This window comes from Brevundimonas poindexterae (assembly GCF_020524625.1).
GTDB lineage: Bacteria > Pseudomonadota > Alphaproteobacteria > Caulobacterales > Caulobacteraceae > Brevundimonas > Brevundimonas poindexterae_A.
In genome coordinates this window covers 84,240-103,404 of the sequence record NZ_JAIVLL010000005.1, presented here as the reverse complement: position 1 = coordinate 103,404, position 19,165 = coordinate 84,240, and the positions used below count along the sequence as shown (strand labels likewise).

At 63.8% G+C, this 19,165-nt stretch carries 19 protein-coding genes; 13 read left to right on the top strand and 6 right to left on the bottom strand.

All coding sequences use genetic code 11. The features are described from left to right. The first annotated feature begins 43 nt into the window (after positions 1 to 43). The 6 genes from LC068_RS13220 to LC068_RS13200 all read left to right on the top strand — a co-directional run bounded on the left by LC068_RS13220 (position 44) and on the right by LC068_RS13200 (position 5,499). Positions 44 to 1,603 (top strand): proton-conducting transporter transmembrane domain-containing protein, encoded by a 1,560-nt coding sequence (locus tag LC068_RS13220; protein ID WP_226637956.1) that lies wholly within the window; start codon positions 44 to 46, stop codon positions 1,601 to 1,603. Between the two features lie 26 nt (positions 1,604 to 1,629). Next, the gene (locus LC068_RS13215; protein WP_226637954.1) at positions 1,630 to 4,032 is read left to right on the top strand and encodes a YbcC family protein; all 2,403 of its coding nucleotides are present in this window, start codon (positions 1,630 to 1,632) and stop codon (positions 4,030 to 4,032) included. A 95-nt stretch (positions 4,033 to 4,127) separates the two neighbouring features. After that, entirely contained in the window at positions 4,128 to 4,319 is a 192-nt protein-coding gene (locus tag LC068_RS13210) for a hypothetical protein (protein WP_226637952.1), read from the top strand. Further along, entirely contained in the window at positions 4,316 to 4,447 is a 132-nt protein-coding gene (locus LC068_RS13850; protein WP_264182430.1) for a hypothetical protein, read from the top strand. Before LC068_RS13210 ends, LC068_RS13850 begins: the two co-directional genes overlap by 4 nt. 102 nt (positions 4,448 to 4,549) lie before the next feature. Beyond that, a complete protein-coding gene (locus tag LC068_RS13205; RefSeq protein ID WP_226637950.1) occupies positions 4,550 to 5,041 on the top strand; it encodes a hypothetical protein in 492 nt (163 codons plus the stop codon). A gap of 227 nt (positions 5,042 to 5,268) precedes the next feature. After that, positions 5,269 to 5,499: a hypothetical protein gene (locus LC068_RS13200; RefSeq protein WP_226637948.1), complete on the top strand. Its 231-nt coding sequence runs from the start codon at positions 5,269 to 5,271 to the stop codon at positions 5,497 to 5,499. A 419-nt stretch (positions 5,500 to 5,918) separates the two neighbouring features. Here LC068_RS13200 and LC068_RS13195 read toward each other — a convergent pair whose 3' ends face one another. The 5 genes from LC068_RS13195 to LC068_RS13175 all read right to left on the bottom strand — a co-directional run bounded on the left by LC068_RS13195 (position 5,919) and on the right by LC068_RS13175 (position 9,937). Further along, positions 5,919 to 6,302, bottom strand: a complete 384-nt coding sequence (locus LC068_RS13195) for a hypothetical protein (protein ID WP_226637946.1) — start codon at positions 6,300 to 6,302, stop codon at positions 5,919 to 5,921. A 147-nt stretch (positions 6,303 to 6,449) separates the two neighbouring features. Next, a complete protein-coding gene (locus LC068_RS13190; RefSeq protein WP_226637945.1) occupies positions 6,450 to 7,112 on the bottom strand; it encodes a class I SAM-dependent methyltransferase in 663 nt (220 codons plus the stop codon). A 97-nt stretch (positions 7,113 to 7,209) separates the two neighbouring features. Further along, positions 7,210 to 8,430 (bottom strand): aspartyl protease family protein, encoded by a 1,221-nt coding sequence (locus tag LC068_RS13185; protein WP_226637944.1) that lies wholly within the window; start codon positions 8,428 to 8,430, stop codon positions 7,210 to 7,212. Further along, positions 8,427 to 8,807, bottom strand: a complete 381-nt coding sequence (locus LC068_RS13180) for a hypothetical protein (RefSeq protein WP_226637943.1) — start codon at positions 8,805 to 8,807, stop codon at positions 8,427 to 8,429. Before LC068_RS13180 ends, LC068_RS13185 begins: the two co-directional genes overlap by 4 nt. 359 nt (positions 8,808 to 9,166) lie before the next feature. After that, positions 9,167 to 9,937: a DUF3108 domain-containing protein gene (locus LC068_RS13175; RefSeq protein ID WP_226637942.1), complete on the bottom strand. Its 771-nt coding sequence runs from the start codon at positions 9,935 to 9,937 to the stop codon at positions 9,167 to 9,169. Positions 9,938 to 10,067: 130 nt separating this feature from the next. Between LC068_RS13175 and LC068_RS13170 the strand changes: the two genes are divergently transcribed. Both LC068_RS13170 and LC068_RS13165 read left to right on the top strand, forming a co-directional pair. Further along, positions 10,068 to 11,510: a LytR/AlgR family response regulator transcription factor gene (locus LC068_RS13170; protein WP_226637941.1), complete on the top strand. Its 1,443-nt coding sequence runs from the start codon at positions 10,068 to 10,070 to the stop codon at positions 11,508 to 11,510. Positions 11,511 to 12,060: 550 nt separating this feature from the next. Beyond that, positions 12,061 to 12,648, top strand: coding sequence for a hypothetical protein (locus LC068_RS13165; protein ID WP_226637939.1), 588 nt, complete (start codon positions 12,061 to 12,063; stop codon positions 12,646 to 12,648). Between the two features lie 65 nt (positions 12,649 to 12,713). Here LC068_RS13165 and LC068_RS13160 read toward each other — a convergent pair whose 3' ends face one another. After that, entirely contained in the window at positions 12,714 to 13,463 is a 750-nt protein-coding gene (locus LC068_RS13160) for a LytTR family DNA-binding domain-containing protein (protein WP_226637936.1), read from the bottom strand. Between the two features lie 217 nt (positions 13,464 to 13,680). Between LC068_RS13160 and LC068_RS13155 the strand changes: the two genes are divergently transcribed. The 5 genes from LC068_RS13155 to LC068_RS13135 all read left to right on the top strand — a co-directional run bounded on the left by LC068_RS13155 (position 13,681) and on the right by LC068_RS13135 (position 18,831). Beyond that, a complete protein-coding gene (locus LC068_RS13155) occupies positions 13,681 to 14,934 on the top strand; it encodes a S41 family peptidase (protein WP_226637934.1) in 1,254 nt (417 codons plus the stop codon). A 134-nt stretch (positions 14,935 to 15,068) separates the two neighbouring features. Further along, positions 15,069 to 15,926 (top strand): hypothetical protein, encoded by an 858-nt coding sequence (locus tag LC068_RS13150; protein WP_226637932.1) that lies wholly within the window; start codon positions 15,069 to 15,071, stop codon positions 15,924 to 15,926. 129 nt (positions 15,927 to 16,055) lie between these two features. After that, positions 16,056 to 16,244 (top strand): helix-turn-helix domain-containing protein, encoded by a 189-nt coding sequence (locus LC068_RS13925; protein ID WP_226637930.1) that lies wholly within the window; start codon positions 16,056 to 16,058, stop codon positions 16,242 to 16,244. Beyond that, positions 16,241 to 17,110 carry a hypothetical protein gene (locus LC068_RS13140; RefSeq protein ID WP_226637928.1) on the top strand — a complete coding sequence of 290 codons (870 nt, stop codon included), beginning with the start codon at positions 16,241 to 16,243 and terminating at the stop codon, positions 17,108 to 17,110. The genes LC068_RS13925 and LC068_RS13140 overlap by 4 nt, the downstream gene beginning before the upstream one ends. Positions 17,111 to 17,352: 242 nt before the next feature. Then, a complete protein-coding gene (locus LC068_RS13135) occupies positions 17,353 to 18,831 on the top strand; it encodes a DUF927 domain-containing protein (protein WP_226637926.1) in 1,479 nt (492 codons plus the stop codon). Positions 18,832 to 19,165 lie beyond the last annotated feature (334 nt).

The window sequence follows — 19,165 nt, the reverse complement described above, 5'->3', positions numbered from 1 at the left end:
GACTATCCAGCCTGCCACCGAGATTCTTTTCCGGAGGCGGCCCATGTCGGTTCATCTTCTCCCGCTGCTGGTTCCCGCGCCACTGGTGCTGGCCGCCGTCGTGGCGTTCCGATCGCCGGGAGTGCGGCCGCGCACCGCGGTCCGCCTGGCCGAGGTAACGGCGCTTCTCAGCCTGCTGGCGGCGCTGGGTCTTGTCGCCGCCCTCATGTACGCCGGACCGGGGTCGAGCCAGTTGGTTGGGCTGAGCGGCATCGGGTTGATGGCGCGGCTGGACGTGGTCGGCGTGACCATGACGACGCTGGTCGCCTTCGTCGGCTGGATCGTGGTCCGCTATGCCGGCACATATCTGGACGGAGAGGCGCGTCAGGGCCCCTTCACCGGGTGGCTGTGTCTGACGCTGGCTTCGGTACTGCTGCTTGTCGGCGCCGGCGGCCTTGTGCAGTTCGTCCTGGCCTGGATCGCAGCCGGCGCCTGCCTGCAACGCCTGCTCATGTTCTATCCGGATCGGGCGGCGGCACGCCGCGCAGCGAGAAAATCCCGGATCGTGTCAAGCCTCGCCGACCTGGCGCTGATCGGGGCGGCCGTGCTCTTGGCGCTAGCCTACGACACGACGGGGATCGCCGTCGTTCTGGAGGTCGCTGCGAGGGGCGAGGGAGGAAGCCTGGCCGTTACCGCAGCCGGGTTGGCGGCAGTGGCGGCTGTGCTCAAGTCCGCCCAGTTTCCCTTCCACGGCTGGCTGACCGAGGTAATGGAGGCTCCGACGCCCGTGTCCGCCCTGTTGCACGCGGGGGTGGTCAATGCCGGTGGATTCCTGCTGATCCGATTCGCGGACTTGATGCTGCTGGCCCCGGGCGTGCTCGCACTGCTCGTCGTACTGGGTGGGTTCACGGCCCTGTTCGGCAGTCTTGTCATGCTGACGCAGCCGGCGGTGAAGACCTCGCTGGCTTGGTCCACCGTGGCCCAGATGGGCTTCATGATCCTTCAGTGCGGGCTGGCGCTGTTCCCCCTGGCGCTTCTGCACGTCGTGGCGCACTCGCTCTACAAGGCCCATTCCTTCCTGGCGTCCGGCGGCGCGGTCGAACGCGTGACAGCCATCCGGCGGCCAGGCCCGGTGGCCGTGCCCGACGCGGGCGCCGTGGGGCGGGCTTTCGCGGTCGCCCTGACTATCTACGTCTTCATCGGCCTGGGCTTCGGGCTGACGCACAAATCACCGCAGATCATCGCCTTGGGCGCCATACTGATCTTCGGCGTCGCATACATGCTGGCCCAGGGCTTCGCCGACGCTGCGCCGACGGCCCTGACTCGTCGCACGGCCCTTTATGCGGTGCTGACGTCGGGCGCCTATTTCGCGCTTCAGATGGCGGCGACGCGCCTCACGGAAGGCGCCTTGCCCGCGCCCCCGCCGCCCGGACCGCTGGAGTGGGGCCTGACGATCCTCGCCGTGCTCAGCTTCGGCGCCGTCGCTGTGGTTCAGGCAATGTTCCCCCTCTGGGCGCACCATCCCGCTGCCGCAGGCCTGAGGGTGCACCTGTCCAACGGTTTCTACGCCAACGCCGCATTCGACCGCCTTATCGGCGGCTGGGCCGTCCGGCGTTCCCACTGACCTGTCCCAGCGCAAGGACCCCGGCCATGACCGCACCTGACCCCTCGTCGCAACCGGACGCGTTCGCTTCCGCTGTGGAAGCGGCCGTACGAGCCATCCCGCCCGCTTGGCCGCTGGCCGCCAACGTCGCGGTCAATCCCTATCTCGGTCAGATCGGTGAGGGTCTGGCCGTCGCCGGCGCCCGGCTGGCCCGCGTGGGCGCAGGCCCGGTGACCATGCCCCGCTCCTGGTACCGCGCAAAACTTGAGGACGGCACGATTTCCGGGGTCGATCTGCGCGCCGCCTGGGCCGCCGCGCCCTCCTCGCTCAGACCGAGCGACGTGGAGGCGGTGATGGCTGCGGCGACGATCGACGCGCTTCCTCCCCAAGCGGCTCCCACCGTGGCGGAACTGGCTGCTGAGGCCTCCGGCATCGACTGGCCGGCTCTGATCGCTGAGCGTCTGGGCGCGTGGGCAGCGTCAACTTTCGACGAGGGACAGGCTCTTTGGCCGGCCCCGCGCGGACGCGGCGCCTGGGCGGCGTGGAAGGCCTCGGCCGCCCATGACCTGACCCCGGAGATCGCGGGTCTGGCGGGGTTCGCCCTGCACGCCTCCGAGGCGCCGGAGGATGCCGGGATGGCGATCACGAGGGCGGCGACGCGTCTCAAGCTGTCCTCTGGAGAGGCCCAGACCTATTTCCACCGGCTGCTGACGACCTGGGGCGGCTGGGCCCAAGCGGCGCGCTATCGCCTGTGGCAGGCCGAACTGGCCGGCGGGACCGACTCGACGCTGCGGGATCTGCTGGCCGTGCGCCTGATCTGGGAAGAGGCCCTGCATCAGCGTTATGCGGTCGAGATTGAGCGCGCCTGGGTGCAGGCGCGAGCGATCCATGCGGCGCCGGTTTCCCCCGATCGGGACATGATCATCGACGTCATCTTGCAGGAAGCGCTGGAGCGGGCGAGGCAGCGGGGCCTGTCGCAGGCGCTGGCGACTTCCCGGCTTGCGCCGCAGACCGCCAGGCCGGTTCTGCAGGCGGCGTTCTGCATCGACGTCCGCTCGGAGGTGTTCCGCAGGGCTCTGGAAAGCCTCGATCCGCGCATCCAGACGCTCGGCTCCGCCGGCTTCTTTGGCCTGTCCACCGCGCACCGCCGCTTCGGTTCGGAAGTCGAGGAGCGGCGGCTCCCCGTCCTGCTGAACCCGGGCGTGACCAGCACGGCCTCGTCGCCCGCCGATCCCTTGGAAGCGCTGGCCCGCGTGCGGGCGCGCGCCAGACGCGCCTGGGGCCGATTCAAGCTGGCGGCTGTGTCGTCGTTCGCTTTCGTCGAGGCGGCGGGACCGCTCTACGTCGGCAAGCTGTTCGCCGACGGACTGGGCCTCAGATCGCACGCGATCCTGACCGACCCGGCCCCCCGGTTCGATTCGTCTCTGTCACTTGAAGCCCGGGTGGCGACCGCGGAGACGGTCCTGCGCGCCCTGTCGCTGACGTCGGGTTTCGCACCTCTAGTTCTTCTGCTTGGACACGGGGCGGAGACCGTCAACAATCCGCACGCTAGCACCCTCCACTGCGGGGCCTGTGGCGGCTATGCGGGCGACGTCAACGCGCGCCTTCTGGCGGGACTGCTCAACGACCGCGAGGTGCGTGCCGCCCTAAAGGACCGGGGCATCGACATCCCGTTCCACACTCTGTTCGTCGCCGGTCTGCACAGCACCACCCGTGATGAGGTTGAATTGTTCGACCTGGAGGCCGTGCCGACCGTCTACGACGAAGGCCTTTGCCGTGTGCGTGACTGGCTATCTACCGCCGGCAACTTGGCGAGAACCGAGCGTGCCCAGCGCCTGCCACGTGCCGACGCCGGCAGAGTCGCCCGTCGCGCCGGCGACTGGTCGGAGACGCGACCGGAGTGGGGGCTGGCGGGGTGCAGCACCTTCATCGCTGCCCCGCGCGCGCGAACCGCGGGGGCCGACCTGGGCGGGCGGGCCTTCTTGCACGACTACGACTGGCGACAGGACCAGGGTTTCGGCGTGCTGGAGTTGATCCTGACAGCGCCGGTCGTCGTCGCCAGCTGGATCAGCCTTCAATACTACGGCTCGACCGTCGCGCCCGACGTCTTCGGCGGCGGCAACAAGCTACTCCACAATGTAACCGGCGGCATGGGCGTGGTGGAGGGTAACGGCGGCCTGCTGCGGACCGGCCTTCCCTGGCAGTCGGTGCATGATGGCGAGCGATATGTACATGAGCCGTTGCGCCTGACCGTCTGCGTCGAGGCGCCCCGCGAGGCGATGATCGATGTCTTGCGCAAACACCCGGGCGTCCGCGCGCTGTTCGACAACCGATGGCTTCACCTTTTCGCCCTCGACGAAGCGGGACGCATGGCTTGGCGATACGACGGCGACCTGAGCTGGACGGAAGTCGCGGACGCGGCCTCTGCCTCCGCCAAAATGGCCGCCTGATCGCCCTGACGAGCGCGCGAAAAGCCTGCCCAAGACATTCCCATGGAGAGACAAGGAACATGAACACTGTGGAACGCCGAGAAGGACTTTCCTCCGTGGACGCACAGATCGAGTTCGTGCTGGGCCACCCGGACATGAGCGACTGGATCAAGGATACCCTTCGCCACGCTCTTGCCCGTTCGCCCATCGAGGTTCTGAACGATCTGGAAATCCTCAACCGCATACTGGGCGCATGGTCGGACGGATTAACCGCCCGGGCGAGCTGTAGAGAGGGCCCTCGCCCATGACCAAGATCGAGACGCTTCCATTCGACCGTGCTAGCCTTGGTTCTGGCCGCGCGCAGCAGATCTCCAGCAATTTCTCCCGCTCGCTGGCAGCGCGGCTCGCCAATCGTCTGCTTGCCCCCCTGGGCTGATGCGCAGAGGCCGCCCCGGAGCAGATGGCTGAAAGCTCACTTCAAGGCAGGTCGCGCTCGACCGCTCTCGACCCGTTGCGGACCTTTGCCCCGTGATCTCTTATGCGCTCCAACCTCGGGGGCGGGATGCGTTCAAGCTTGGCATTGGCGGCGGTCGGCATTCTTGGCTTGTCTGCGTGCGAGGACTACCGGCCCGCTCAGGACGTCGCCAGCCTGCCAGAAGTCGGCGATCGGATCTGCAATGCCTCAAATCTAGCCTACGGCAAGGAAACAGTTGCGGCCTTCTGGCTCCTGACCGACGCAACCTACACATGGGTTGGCGTTCTGGCTGAGTGCCCTGAAATCTATATGCTGCCGGATTACGTCGGCGATGTTCCCACGTTCCGGGCGAAGGTAGGCTCCGACGCGGCACGCAAGCCGCAGGAGGCTGCATTCGTCTACTATAAGATCACCGCTATGGTGAGCGTCAGGCCGCCGACGCCAGACGATGCTGTTTCGGCGATCGTGTTTCACGACATCACGTCAATGTCCATCGCTACACCCCCAGCGGACATCATGAAGACGTGGACTCCCGAGCCGTACACGTGGCCCTAAATCTTTCGGCATGTGGACGGCTTGGGTCGTCGCCACGCCGGAGTCCGCTTTCCACCCATAGCGGACATCTGGGGGGTCCGCTTTCGGATGAGTCCGATAGCAAGATTACTTGCCACTGCGCTCGCGCCTTGCTCCACAGGCAACAGAACAAATCAAGAACAATTGTCTTGGCCCCGGCCGGAGGTAGCGATTAGACAGGCTCGTCGGTGGCTCTTTGGAGATGGAACATGTCCCTGGATGCCCCCGCCTGCCAAGACCTCGATCATAGGCGTGAGCGCCTGCGACCCTTGGCTGAGCGCCTGCTGAACGCGGATGGGTCTGACGCGCTGGCCGGCCTTTCGGCTTTCCTGCGCGAGCTTGCTGCAGTGGACCCGGACTTGATCCAACAAATCCATGCGTCGATCGAGCTGCGCCGGGTCGGAGCGAGTCCACGTGCGGGCGGCACGCCGGGACGCTGAGCCGAGGGCGTGGGCGGAAATCCCAGATATCGTTTCTGGACTGTCGAGAACTGGCGGTCGGCCTGCCCGACCTTGGCCGACCTCCGTCGCGCCGGTTGGCAGGTCTATGCCTGGTGTGACCGATGCGATCTCAAGATGACGGTGGACCTTGCTCGCATTGAGCGGGCGAAAGGGGGCAGCTTCATGCTGTGGAGTCGGACAGTGCCATGCCGGCGTCTGCACTGCTGGGGCCGGGCCACGTTCGTGTGCCGTCCTGATCGATCGGAGGAAGACATCGTCATGAGCGCCCCGGCGCCCGTCAAAGGCCGCCACTGAGGAAGGGGGCGGCTTCCCCGTCACATCCAGACGGCAGGTATTGAGCGCATCGCACCGGAGTCCAGGACCGAGCCGAGGCGCCGGAATCTGGCGAGGCCGTACGGCTACTTCTTGCCCTTCACGAAGCGCTTGTGCCCCCAGAGAAGGGTGTGGTCCTGCTCGGGCCCATTTGGCCTGATCCGGCTGACGACGTTTCGGCTCGCATGCGCAAGGCGCTGGACATCCTCTACCGGTATCCCGAGCTTGCGCGAGATGTTCTCGGCACTGCGCAGTCCCTGATCGTCCGGCCCACGTTTGCTGCCTACCCGTTTCAGATAGGCCTCGATTTTTCTGATCTGGGACCACCGCTCCCAATAGAGCCATGCGGCAATCGAGGCGGTCGCAGCGGCCGTGACGACGGTCGCCAGTTCGGACACACGCGTCCATCCGCTCCACGCCCAGGCTACGGCGAGCCACTCCTGGGTCGCCGACGCAATATGTTCGATCATGGGCCCCTCCCCTGACCGCAGCATGGTCCGAGGTGCTCGACGGCGTCGTGGTGTTTCGAGTGGAGCGGCCGCCTACGCGGATCTCAGCGAACTAGTCCGTGCGATGCCGCCTTCAGATCGCGTTGCGTGGCAGACCGTCTATGTCGGTCAGGCGGCCCGACTTAGGGTGTGATCTGGCTTCAGGGCCACGATGTATGGCCGCTTCATTTTCCCTCGTGTCGAGTGGTCCTCTACCAGAAGGACGTCGAACATTGCGGACTCAAGTCCTTCGACCAAGTTGACTTGCTTCAGCACATTGACGTGTGGCGCCTTGCCGATCGCCCGCATGGCCGGCAACAGCACCTTGCCAAGTAGGGGGGTCACATCGCCGAGGCACGGCGTCTTTGACATGAAAAGGCCGCCCGGCTTGAGGAGGTGGTGCACGCGGCTCAGAGTGCCCGGCAGGTCCCTCACCAGATGCAGGTAGTTGAAACCGAGAACCGCATCATACTGGCTGGCATCAAGCGACGCATCTTCGGCCGACGAAACGCGGAAGCTCAACGACCCTACGGGAGACGTTGCCAGCTTCTCACGCGCGATTTCGATCATCCCCGGTGAGATGTCGGTCGCCAGGTAGCTCTGCACGCTGTTTGCGAGCAGGAGGGCGGAGCTGCCGGTCCCGCATCCCAGTTCGAGCACTCGGTTCGATGGTCTGAGGAGTTCCAGAGTGCGTCTCATACTGCGCTCATAGCCCGCCATATCGGCGATGGGTTCTCGAGCGTATTTGCGGGAGCTCCTGTCCCAGAATTGCGCATCGCCGTTCGTTGTCATGGTGGGCTCTTATCGGGCTTTGGGATGGAGGCAAAAGTCATCGTTGCGCGAGGCTTCTTCCCTCGACACCGGCATCGAGGGCGGATCGCCGTTCAGCTCAATAGTAAAAGACCTGGACAATGACCCGCTCGGCGCCACCCTCAAGCGTCAGGCGGAGCAGCGTGCCTTCCGGAACATTCGTGACGGGTTCCGGGGACGTAAAATCTGGCCCCGCGGGTCTGCCGTCGATGGCGACTATGCGATCGCCGAGCTTCAGGCCCGCCCGTTCCGCCGGTCCGCCGGGGACGACCATTACGACCTCCCGATGGTCGCCCCGCGATGCTGTCATGAACCCGGTTTGGTCGCGCCAGAAGGGTTCCGTCACAGAGCGTCGACGAAGCCAGAGCCTGCCCCTGGTGAAATCGGTTGTGACGCGAAACTGCCGAATGAGCTCTATGCCCAGATTGGCCTGCGGCTCGTTCGGCCGTCTTCTAATCCAGCTGTGCGGCACATCGGCGGGGACGTCCTGGAACGTCGCGCCAGCCAGGTTCACGTCTCCGACAGTGAGCATGCGGGTGGTCGACCAGCCTTCGACACCCAAGAACTGCGCTGTCGCCGTCTGACGGCGACGCAGACTACGGTGACCGGAAACGAAGTCGGCGGAGAGCGACAAGGCGTCGTCAGACCCGAGGTCGAACCCAGCGAGGACCTGCCGGCTGCCGTCGACACGGAGCGGGATGTTGGGAAGGCTGTCTGATCGACTGATCCGAAGACCTCGCATGTCTGACGGCGACGGCACCCGGCGCGGATCGTGAAAGGTGATCTGTTGGTGGTCGAAGTCGAGGTCCACCATGAGCTGGTCGAACAGGTCACGCCCCAGGATCATGCGCACGGGTCTCCCCATCGGCCCGGCGAAGGGTGAGAGGTCCAGTATGGCGATCCAGTTGGTGGTCAGGACCAAGCCGTCGAGATCGATCACCGTAATGCGGAATGACATGCCGTGCCCGGCGGCCGTTCCACTCAGTCCTTCAACGTTCAGCGCCCCGTCCACGCTCAAGCCGACTTCTGCCGCGAGCGAGCTGTCGACGATGCTATGCTCCGCCCCGCTGTCGAGCAGCATTTCGACGGGGTGACCGTTGAAGGATCCCGTCAGAAAAATCTGGCTCCTTCGCCAGAACTCGAAGGGGTGGCTGAGCGTGCCCCCGGTCCCGTCGGCAAATGCGTAAGTTCGCTTCAGGACCGGCCGGGCGAGCGCTGGACCAAGCGCGAGAGCGCCCAGAGACCCTAGAATGAATGCGCGCCGGCTGGATACCGTGCACTCTTCAACGCCTTCGGTCACCGGGGCCAGATCCCGTTCCGGTCGAACACGACCAACCTGAAGCAGGGCCGCGGATAGGTTGGGGCGTCGTACTCCGGGCACGTTTCGACGCGGCCCGAGTCGCGGCGCACGAAATGGTCGGTCCAGCGTCGCGGGTCACCGGCGAACTGGGACATCTGGTAGCGACCGTCCTCCGTGTCCCGCTGATAGACCACGAAATAGGGATGATCGATGATCTGGGGGTGACACGAAGCGCTCGGCTCGGGAAAGAGCGCGCGCTCCATGCACAGTGCCGTGGCCGTCGCGGCGGCTTCCTGGGGCGTTGCGTGGCCCACCGTCAGCACCATGTCGTGGACCGGATTGTCGCCGTTCTCATCCTGGGAGACGACGAAACTCATAAAGCCGCCATAGGTTGGCCGCCAGCCGCGAGGCGGCTCTGGGAGCCGACCTTCGAGGTAGACCCCTCCCAAGGGGTCGAAGCCGCCTGCACCGCTCTCCGAGCCTCCCTCCGCCGATGCTGATCGTGGCGCGGGACGGCTCACGCAGAGGGGCACTGTGACGGGCCCCTGCATGGTCACGCCCACCTGCTGTTCGTTCGGTCCGCCGGAACATTGAAACGTGCCCTGTGCATGAGCGGGACCTGACGGCCAGAGCATCACGGCGGCGACGAGCCCCAAAGCCAGCTGGAGCCCTTGGGCGAAGGAGACCTGCCGTGACCGTTTCGCGGCCGCCGCGCCAGAAGCCAGACGTTCAGAGCTCACGATTGTCCTCCCTCGAGAGCGGGAAACCCGGTGCAATCACCCCCGAGCGTCTGCCTGAAAGGGCCGGCGGAATAGCCGAGCTCGGCGTGGTCATCTTTGGCGATCAGGTAGGTCGTCGTCCGGCCGCTCCCGTCGCCGGCCGCCAGAACCCAGGCGTCGACCGGGCCGTCGGGGGTCTCGATCGCACGGTCGCCAACGACTGCGACAGAGAACTGGCCAAAGCCCTTGTCGTAGTGCCAGAACGACAGGGAATGATGCGCGCCGTCGTAGAGTTCGAGCCCGCTGAATGTGAGGCCCCAGAGGTTTCCGTCGAGTACGGGATCACCGAGCTGCGCCTCGATCGGCGTAAGCACATCGCCCTCCACTTTCGAGCCCTCGAGCCGGTCTGGGCCGTAAGAGATGCGTATGCTCTGGGCGGGCGCTCGGGCGCTGGCCGCGCGGTCGCTCTCGTAGCGGATCGCGCTGAGGTCCTGGCGATCGACGACGAATATGTCTCGCACCTCGAATTGCATGGCCGGCAGACGCTGGTGGATCTCGATGCGCCAAGCGGGCCGTCCCTCATGTTCAACCGCCCGCACGATCTGACGGGTAGCACCCATGACCTCGCCATTCAGCTCGATGGCGTAACAGGTATCGCCGACGATAAGGCGGGAGCCATCCGGGACTGTCTGCGGATCGCTTCCGCCAATGAGACCCGACAGGAGAGCGAGATAAGCACCAAGCACGATGATAATGTTCCAGAAGCCGAACCGAAGGGAGAGCACCACCCCCGCTCAGGAGGTGAGACATCGCTATCAGAGCGGTCTGGCGAGCGATGATCGCATGCCATTCGGCCAATGGCATCCCGGCTCGGCGAACGGCGTCGCGCCCAACTCATCGGCACGCTAGCTTGGTGAGATGAGACTCTCCATCCTCATTGTCCTTCTGGTGCTTGGGCTGCTGTCGGCACCGGCCGTCGCACAGACGTATGACTGGAAAGTCTGCGAGGGACGTTTAGGCCCATCGGGTCCGGAGCTCTACAACTGCCAATCAATGAAGGGACGGATTGATCCTCAAGGGCGCGAGATCTGGGTCACGGCGCGCGTTCCAGCGTCTTCAATCGATCAGGGTGATGCACTCCGTATAGCTGGGACGGCATCGTCCGAAGCGTGGTTGGGCGGCGTGTTTCTGGGCGCCAACGGTCGCCCCGGAGACAGCGCCAGGTCCGAGATACCCGGTCGCTACGAAGTTGAGTATCGACTGCCGCGACAAGCCGCGGGCCGCGAAGGCACCGAGATCACCGTCAGGCTTTCTTCCTTCCACGGTGGAGCCCGCCTTGCTCAGCCCATGAGCGCCATCAAGATCGTGCCGGCTCGGGACGCCCTGATGAGAAGTCAGATCGCCGTCAATCTGTCTCTGTTCGGGATCCTGCTGGCATCGACCTTCGGGTTCGGTGTGATTCACCGTCTGAGGAGAACGCGGTCGAGCCTTTTACTGACGGGGATGGCCGCTTCCTCGGCCATGCTCGCCGCGCTGGAGGTCCTGCCGTTTCTGGTCCACTACGCCTATCCGTTTCACTTGTGGCGGCTCGTCGGGCTCTGGTTGCTCACGGCGACGTTCAGCGTCCTCCTGGTCATCTATTGCACCCTCGGGCTGAGACCCCCGATCCGGCACCGACTGATGTGGGGCGCAGCGATCACTGCAGCGTTGGTGGCTGGTTTCACGAGTTTTGATCTCAAGATCCTGGGAACCCTGGGGGTGGCCATGGTCGTCGCAATCGCAGCCTGGGCACTAGGACCGCGGCGGCAACTATCGGCCGGTGTTTGGCTCTACCTCGGCTCCGCGCTCATTCTCGCCGTCGTTTCGCTGGCCTTTTTCGCGGAGCTCTTTCATCTGCTGTTGATCGCGTCCCTGCTGGTGCCAATGCTGATGTTGCAGGTCACCCGCGTCGCGCGAGACGACCTGTCTCGTGAGCAGGCCTTCGCCAGAGCCGCCTCCCCCCCGGATCGTCTGGCGGTGACAGCGGGGCGGCGCGTGACGATCGTAGCGGTCCCGGACATTGTCGTCATCCGGGGTGCGGATGATTACGTGGAGGTGGTCTTACTTGACGGCCGTCGCCTGCTTCATTCGGGGCGACTGGACCATCTTGAGGCTGAACTGCCCTCCACCTTTATGAGAGTTCATCGGTCCGCTATCGCCAATCTTCAGCACGCCGAGGGCCTGAATCGCGAAGGCGGAAACTGGCGATTGATGATGCGTGAATGCGGCCCCGTGCGGGTTAGTCGGTCCAGGATTGCGGAAATAAGATCGGCCCTGCTGCCGGCCACGCAGAGTGCGGTAGTCAGTTGCGAGGACGGCTGACCCGTAGACCGGACATGCGTGAGGCCTCGCACTGCCAACGGCGTGGCTCGGCGTGGGCGGGAATGACGCGACCTCTGCTCGTCGCGGCGGCGGGCTTTACCCTCATGGTCTCCAGTCTGCTGGCCACGACCGATCTGCGCGGTTGGCCGTCATCGGCAGTTGGCGTGCCTTTGCCCATGCTGAACACCACGCCAGAAGGATCGGTAGACTTTCGGTTGGCCGACTGCGTGCCGGGAACCGTAGACCCGTATGTCATGCCCAAAGGCAAGGAAGCCAACGGCACAGCGACCCTCCGTGTAACTGCCTGCCGCTCGTGGTCGTCGGTTCTAATCGCCTCTGGTCTGTATTGGGCCGTCGCCGCCGGAGTGCTCTCGATCCTGATGCTGCGTGCTCTGGCTCGCTCACGGCGACCTCGTTCACTTGGAGAAGGTTCCCTATGATCAGTTCTATCGACCCTCCCCCCTTGCCCGCTGCCGCCCTAGTCGCGGTTTGCGCGGTTCTGGCCGTTGGCTGCACGGAACCTGACGTCTCAGCGGGCAACGCGAGAGTTTTGACGACCGAGACCGAAGAGGCTTCGCGCGAGTCAATCTCCAAGGGCGCGAGGCAGGAACGGACAGCCGTTTCGGACCCAGTCAGCTTCAGCGGGGACTCGCTGGTCCTTGATCGCGCAACCTCCGCCTGCCGAGATGGAGATTTCAAAGCCTTCTTCGATTTTTTCGTGCGAGCTGACACCGTCAGGCAAGTCTTCACGGCACCAACCGTCGTGGTGACACGCTACTGGACGGACGGTCGTCCGCCTGAGCGGACCGAGACGCCGAGGGACGCCTTCCGCAGTTTCCCGATCCGCGTTGAGGACGTCTATTGGAGGCCTGCCGCCTCTGTCACCGAGGCAGGCGAGGACGAGTATCTTCTGCTCGAGTTCGACGAGAGTCAGGGAGGGGTCTTCGCCGTCAGCTGGACCCGTGTGCGCTACGATGGACAAACTGAGGGCGGGGATGATCTGGGCGATGCGCTGCTTCCTGACGGCCATCCCCTTCAGATGGTGAGTCTCCCCGACGGCAAGCTGGTGTTCCGCCCATTTGAAGACTGCTGGCGATTGGTGGCTGATGAACGCTTCGATCGCCTACCGAACAACTGACAGGAAGGGGTCGATTGGCACCGAAATGCTCACTGATTAAGCGCGAACTGATCCGATCTGCGACGTCAGATCCAGCCAGCCGCGCGCAGTTGCGACACTCGCGCCCTCGACACGGGCGCAGTGAGGCCGCCAACAAGGCTCAGCCGGAGGTTCCGACCGTCCTCGACCACGCCAATCACAGCGCTCCTTGCCACCCACCAGGAGCGATGCGTCTGCAGTCCCTCGATGCCATCCAGACGCTTGATCGCTTGAGACAGGGACATGAGCGCCAGCGCTGAGCCTTGGACAGTGTGGATGCGCACATAATGATCTTCCATCTGAAGACAGAGCACGTCGCGGTTAAGGTGCTCGTTAGGCTCGGGCGCGTCGCCAGAAGGGCTATCCGACGGTCCCTCGCGCGTTCGCAACAGGACATAGCCGAGCACATAGACACCCCCGACCAGCAGCGCTTGGCCATACCATTCGAGTAGTCCGACGGAGCTATCCACTCCAGGCCAAAGGCCGACGGCAATGACGCGGCTGGCTGCAGCCGGAACCAAGGTTACGATCATGACCAGCGCCGGAGCCCAGACCCACGGCCGCAAACCAGCGCGAGATGCCCTGGGCCAAGCCCAGCGTAGCGCGAGGCCGAATACGACACCGCTGATCAGAAGGACCATCGTCCAATATACGATCCGCACCGGCAGGATGTCGTTGGAGAAGGTGCCAAAGGGCCCGATAAAGCCCAAGACGACCCCTATCCCCGCGCAGGTCGCCAACTCGGCGAGCCAGATCCGCGGTCGATCCAAGGCGGTGAAGGGGGGCGGCGATGCCATGGCCTCTTATAGCGGTGCCGTTCTTGGATGGAACAGATCGCCGGGTCGCGTACCCGTTCGCCCATCGGCGAAAATGGACTGGTAAAGCGCCGCCGCGGATCGACATATCGGATCCCTGTCCACCCTCCCCGTCTGCCCGTTACAGCGAATTCACTGGTCCAGCCTGTCCGCAGTCCTAGCGTGGTGCCGAGCTGTGACCCCTCGATCAGGAGCCCGTATGAAGCGCCTCGCCATATCTGTTCTCTGCATTGTCTCAGCTCTCGCCGGTGGCCACGCCGTGCAGGCTCAGAACTATGGCAGCGTGTTCGATGCTGTTGATCGGACCGTGCGTGAGAATTTCTACGATCCGCACTTCGGCGGACGAGACTGGTCAGCCATCGTCGATCGACGCCGGGTCGAACTCGACGCCGTCACTTCGGACGCTGAGTTTCAGCGGCTCATTCAGTCGATGCTGAGCGAACTAGGGGTCTCCCACGTTCTCATTCAGGCGCCCGGCACCAATCGGCCCACGATGGGACTTGCCGCGCGCTGGGAGATCATCGACGGCCAAACTATCATCGTCGACATCGACCCTGCCTCTGCTGCCCGCGCAGCAGGCCTGCGGATCGGTGACCGGATCATCGACCCCTCCATGATCCGTGGGCCGCGTCAGGACCTGGCCCGCCTCGACATCGAGCGCTGCGATGGCAGCGTTGTGCAACTCTCCTTGCCTCGCGAGTCTGCCTATTGGCCTCCTCGCGAGCGGACGATCTCGTGGAGCCTGCTCAGGCGGGGGGATGGACGCTCTATCGGCTATCTGCGCGCCGAACGCTTTGGCGACGACGCCGCTGAACTGATCGACGCGGCAATGGACACGTTGGGCTCCACTGACGGACTGATCATCGACATTCGCAACAACAGCGGCGGGAACGCCTCGGCCCTGCGTCTGCTCGGCTATTTCACCGACCCCGGCCCCGGGATCGCTTTGCTGTCGCGTCCCTTTTTGGAAACGCTGGATGGCCCAGTGGAAGCCGAGGATCTGACAGATATTCTCCGCGTCAGCCGCGCCTATACGACGGAGGCCATCTTTGCGGCGGTGGCCGAAGGCGATGGCGCGGTAATGCTCATGATCGAGGACCTCGGTGAAAGACGCTATCGCAAGCCGGTTGTCATCCTGATCGGGCCCGAGACCGGCAGCGCCGCGGAAGGCTTTGCCTGGGGCGCGCGCGAGCAGACGGACGCGGTTCTGATTGGTCGCGAGACGGCGGGAGCTCTACTGAGTTCGCAGCCATTCGACCTGCCGGACGGCTGGCGCCTCACAATCCCTGTACATGGCAACTGGGGGCCGGACGGTCGTGACTTCGGCGACAAAAAAGTTCCGCCCCACATCGCAACAACCCTGACCCGTGAGGCCGTTTGTCGAGGTGAAGACGTCGATCTCTCTCAATCCACTGTGACGCTCGAGCGGCAATGGGGAGAACAGCCGCTTTAAACCTGGAGCGGGTCGATAGGCATTGAGACGCCGGTCGGTCGGGCCCGAATAGTGTTTGTGCTGAGCTACCCGATCGCCCTTCCCTCGGAGGCCCGTTGGGATGATACGGATTTCGCGCAGATCTAGGAGGCACGATGCCCAAACGGACCGACCTGGATGTCCCCGGCGAGCAATTGCTTGTACCGCGCCGACAATGGGCGGTCACTGACCCCAGCGGCTTCTTCCGCCTCGGTCACGGCAGCCCCCCTAAGGCAACCTTTGACGCTCTATCGGAAGAACATAGGCAGCGGCTGGCGTCACAGATCAAGGTCGACGAGCGCACGCTGAAGGAGCTGGTGAACGATGCCGGGGTAGCCGTGGCCATGTGGTCACTCGCCCCTACTGGCCGAGACGTCTACTCAGGCCAGCCACACCAAGCGTTGATAGCGGCGAGCATTGAGTTCCTCGATCACGTTCATTGTCTATCGCGCAGAGGAGTAGGCCGGCCCGACTCAGAAGAGGCGTTTGCCGAGGCCAAGCGGATAGACCTCGACTTCATGGCGATCCGACAGGAACTCACGCCGCTGATGAAGCTCATCAATCCGGCTTGGCAAGACAGCGATAGCTGGGATGTCAGAGCTGCGCTCAAGATGGCGCGTGCGTTGTCTGACAAGAATCCACAGGGAGAAGCTGCGGCGGGGCACGATCGCGACCGCCACGCTGCAGGGTATCTTACCGCGTCTTGGGTTCGTCATACCGGGCGTCGCCCGAGTAAGGGGAAAAAGCGCGTGAACTCGCCGTACCGCTTCTATCTGGCTCTCCTTGGGGGAAAACCTCACCTGGTTCCAAGCCCCTCGGTGGAGCACCCGCAGCGCATTGATACTCAGGAACGCACCGCATTTTCCCGCGAAGAGGTGAGTGATTTTCGTGAGGCTGTTGTTGAAGGCGGCGCCTTAGGTCGGGCCATTCAAAGGTGGCTTGGCGACCCGCAAAATCGCAAAACGGCACGGTAGTCCGTACACGGATTACCTCCCATCCAGTTGTAGACACCGTTCCATCCGTGCGTAAATTCACCGGCTCCACAACGAAGGAGCTGCCCGGTGCATTTACCCGTCCAATCCCAACCGTCAGCGGTCCAGCTGATGACGATACCAGAGGCCTGTAAGCGCTTGGGGGTATCCCGGTCGACTTTCTACAATCTCGTCGCACAGGGAAAAATCCCGCTGAGAAAGGTCGGAAGTTCAAGCCGCGTCCGCTCCGACGAGCTGGACGATTTCATCCAAGATCTACCTCGCCTAGCCGCCGTCGTATCTGTCGAGGTGCAGGGATGAGGCGCCCCCGTCGTTACCGAGGCCTGAAGGAAATCTATCGCCTCGACCGCCTTCTCCCGCCTTCCCAGAAAAACGGAAAAAAGCGGGGGTTTGAGACGGAACACGCTGCGGTCACCGAGGATTCGAAACGCGCCCGTTCGCTCATTCGCACCCTTGAAACTGATGACACAGCTGTAAAACTGGCCCGAGAGCTCGCGGGCGCGACATTGCCGGAAACCATGGCATCCGCCCGATATATGCGCGAGGAACGGCTGGATTTCAGTGCCGCAGTCCTCGAAGCTATTGAGCCCTGGCCCGCCAAAAAGATCCGGTTCTTCACCGGCATTCCGATCTCGGGCGAGGTTCATGCCAGCAAGCTCAACACAGTTGACCCCCGCGCACTGAAGGAACGCCTCCGGCAGCAAGTCAACCGCCTAGGACTGACGTTTCGCTCGGGTTTTCTGATCGCTGCTTTTGAGCCCGAGTACGAGCCGGTTTCGGGGCGCCTCCGTTTCCATTTCCATGGCGTGGCCACGGGCTCGTACGTGAAGGCCCTCGAGCTGCTACAGAAGCTGCCCACTTATAGGCAGCGGGATCAGGTCAAACGGCCTTTTCAGATCAACAGGCTCACATCCGACGCCGACCGCCCTCAGTCGGTGTCTTACCTCCTGAAAAGTCACTGGAAGCAGCGCCGTATCGGCCCGGTTGGTGAGGATGGCTTGGTCAAGCGGGATCGAAAGTATCGTCGGCTAGAAGAACCTCTGCACGCGCTATCCCTCCTTTGGCTGGACCGTCATTCGGTAGCAGACATCACCCTGTTCATGGGCTGTCGCATGCGGAATTCGAAGCTCGAGTTGACCGATCCCCGCGTGACGGTCCGTACGTGACCCGACCCGTCGCGTAGCCGCAAATCGCGGCAGTCCAACCATCTAACCGGGCACTCAAGCCCTTCCCCACAAAACGTACGTGGCAACACTGCTGGCTTAACCGGCGTGACAACACGTGCCCAATTTCAAAGGAAATCTGGGAAATGAGTCTTGCCAAATCTGCGACCATTCAAGGTATCATCGATCAGCACGGTACCCGTTGGGTGTTACTCGAGACGGCGCTAGGCACATGCTCCTTAAGCATGACTGAGGTTGTCGAGCCGTCCAAGGCCGCTCCCAAGCTCGCTGAGATCGGGATTGTGCTGCCTCCCGGGAAGTCGCGATCCGACTTCTTCGCCCGTATTTCGGCAATTGCGAAATACGACGCGGTTCACGTCGTGGACCAAACCGGTTGGCACAGGCACGTGTTCGCCATCGGTGATGGCGGCCAAGTGGCACCTTCGGGTGCCGCCCCCCTCCCCTCAATGATGAGGACAGAGCCCCGAGCCTGGACGACCCAGGGGTCACTGAAGGCATGGAAGAACAAGGTCGCCAAGCCGCTCACTGGGCAACGCATCCCGATGTTCGTGATCGCGTTGGCGTTTGCCCCCGCTATCATTCGGTTCCTTCCGGTTTGGACCAATCCCGGTTTCGAACTTGTAGGGACGCGCGGCACCGGCAAATCGACAGCCCTCCAACTAGCGTCGAGTGTCTACGGCGGCATCGGCGATGGTGACGGCCGCCGGTACTGGGCAACGTGGAACACCACAGTCGCTGGAATGGAGACCCTTCTCGATGGTCACACCAACTGCTTGTTACCGCTAGACGAACTGAACGCATTCTCGGGCGGGGCTACGGCGGCCGCCAAGAGGAAGGCCTACAGCGACGTGCTCTTCCAACTCGCGGACGGCATCAACCGGACTCGGTACGGCGACCGTCGGGGGCGACAACACTCGCTTTGCTATCTGAGCACTTCCAATACCTCGCTCATCCAAGAGCTTCGGGGCTGTGACGCTCAAGTCGTAGCCGCCTGTTCCGACCGCCTTTTGACGATCAATGCTGACGCTGGCGCGGATCTCGGAATTTTCGACTTTGTTCCGGCGGGGTTCCCGGACACCAAGAGCCTGATCGACCACTTGAAGGCTGGTGCTAGCGAAAACCATGGCGCTGCAATTCGCCCCTACCTCCAGCACCTCGTCGACGAGGCGGCCGAGGACCTGGATGGACTAACCGCCAAGCTCGGCGGCTGGTCCAAGGAGTTCCTGGATCGGGCGGGGCTCACCAAGGCCTCGGGATCCGAGTTCCGAACCGCGAGCCAATTTGCCCTTGTGTATGCTGCAGGACGTCTAGCCCAATCATACGGCGTGCTGCCCAAACGTTGGAGATGCGGCCCCTCGGTGATGGCCTGCTACGTTCAGCATAGGCTTGAAAAGTCGCTGGCGCTGGGCGGGCCGCAGGACATGATCCTGGCTTACAAAGCACTGCCCGGGATACTGTCGGACACTACGTTCACGGCTGATGCGTTTCGGGCGAGCCCCGGCGTCCTGGTGCGTCATCGGGACTACGACGAGCTCATCGTCCACCCTAAGGCCTTGGCCGCCCGCATACGGGATTCCGTCGCACTGGTGAAGCAGCTGAAGGCGGTTGGAATCGCCGTGTGTGAGCCGGGAACACTGCAAACAAAAAGGAGCATCGAGGGGAAGCAGGTCCGGGTCCATTGCTTCCGGTTTGAGCGCGCATAACTCCGCTTTGCGGCTATGGGACCAGCTCAATCCTCGGCCTCTGGACTGTACTGAACGGAACGGGTCGCCACCGACCAAAGCCGCGACCGTTGGTCGGATGTCCGCTCCCACCAGTCCCTCGACCGGTCCCCGGGGACGAACTGACGACTTGGCCCAATGGTGTATTTGTCCCAGACCACCCCATTGGCCGCCCTGACGTCCCGGCAGGTCTACGGCTGCGCCGCACGCGAACATCTCCGGGACGGCCTCCAACGATGGGAAGGCGCTGTCCGTGCCCCTATGAGCCCTGCGAGGGGGGACGTGGCGCCAACCCTTCGGCGGGCAGTCCGAGGAT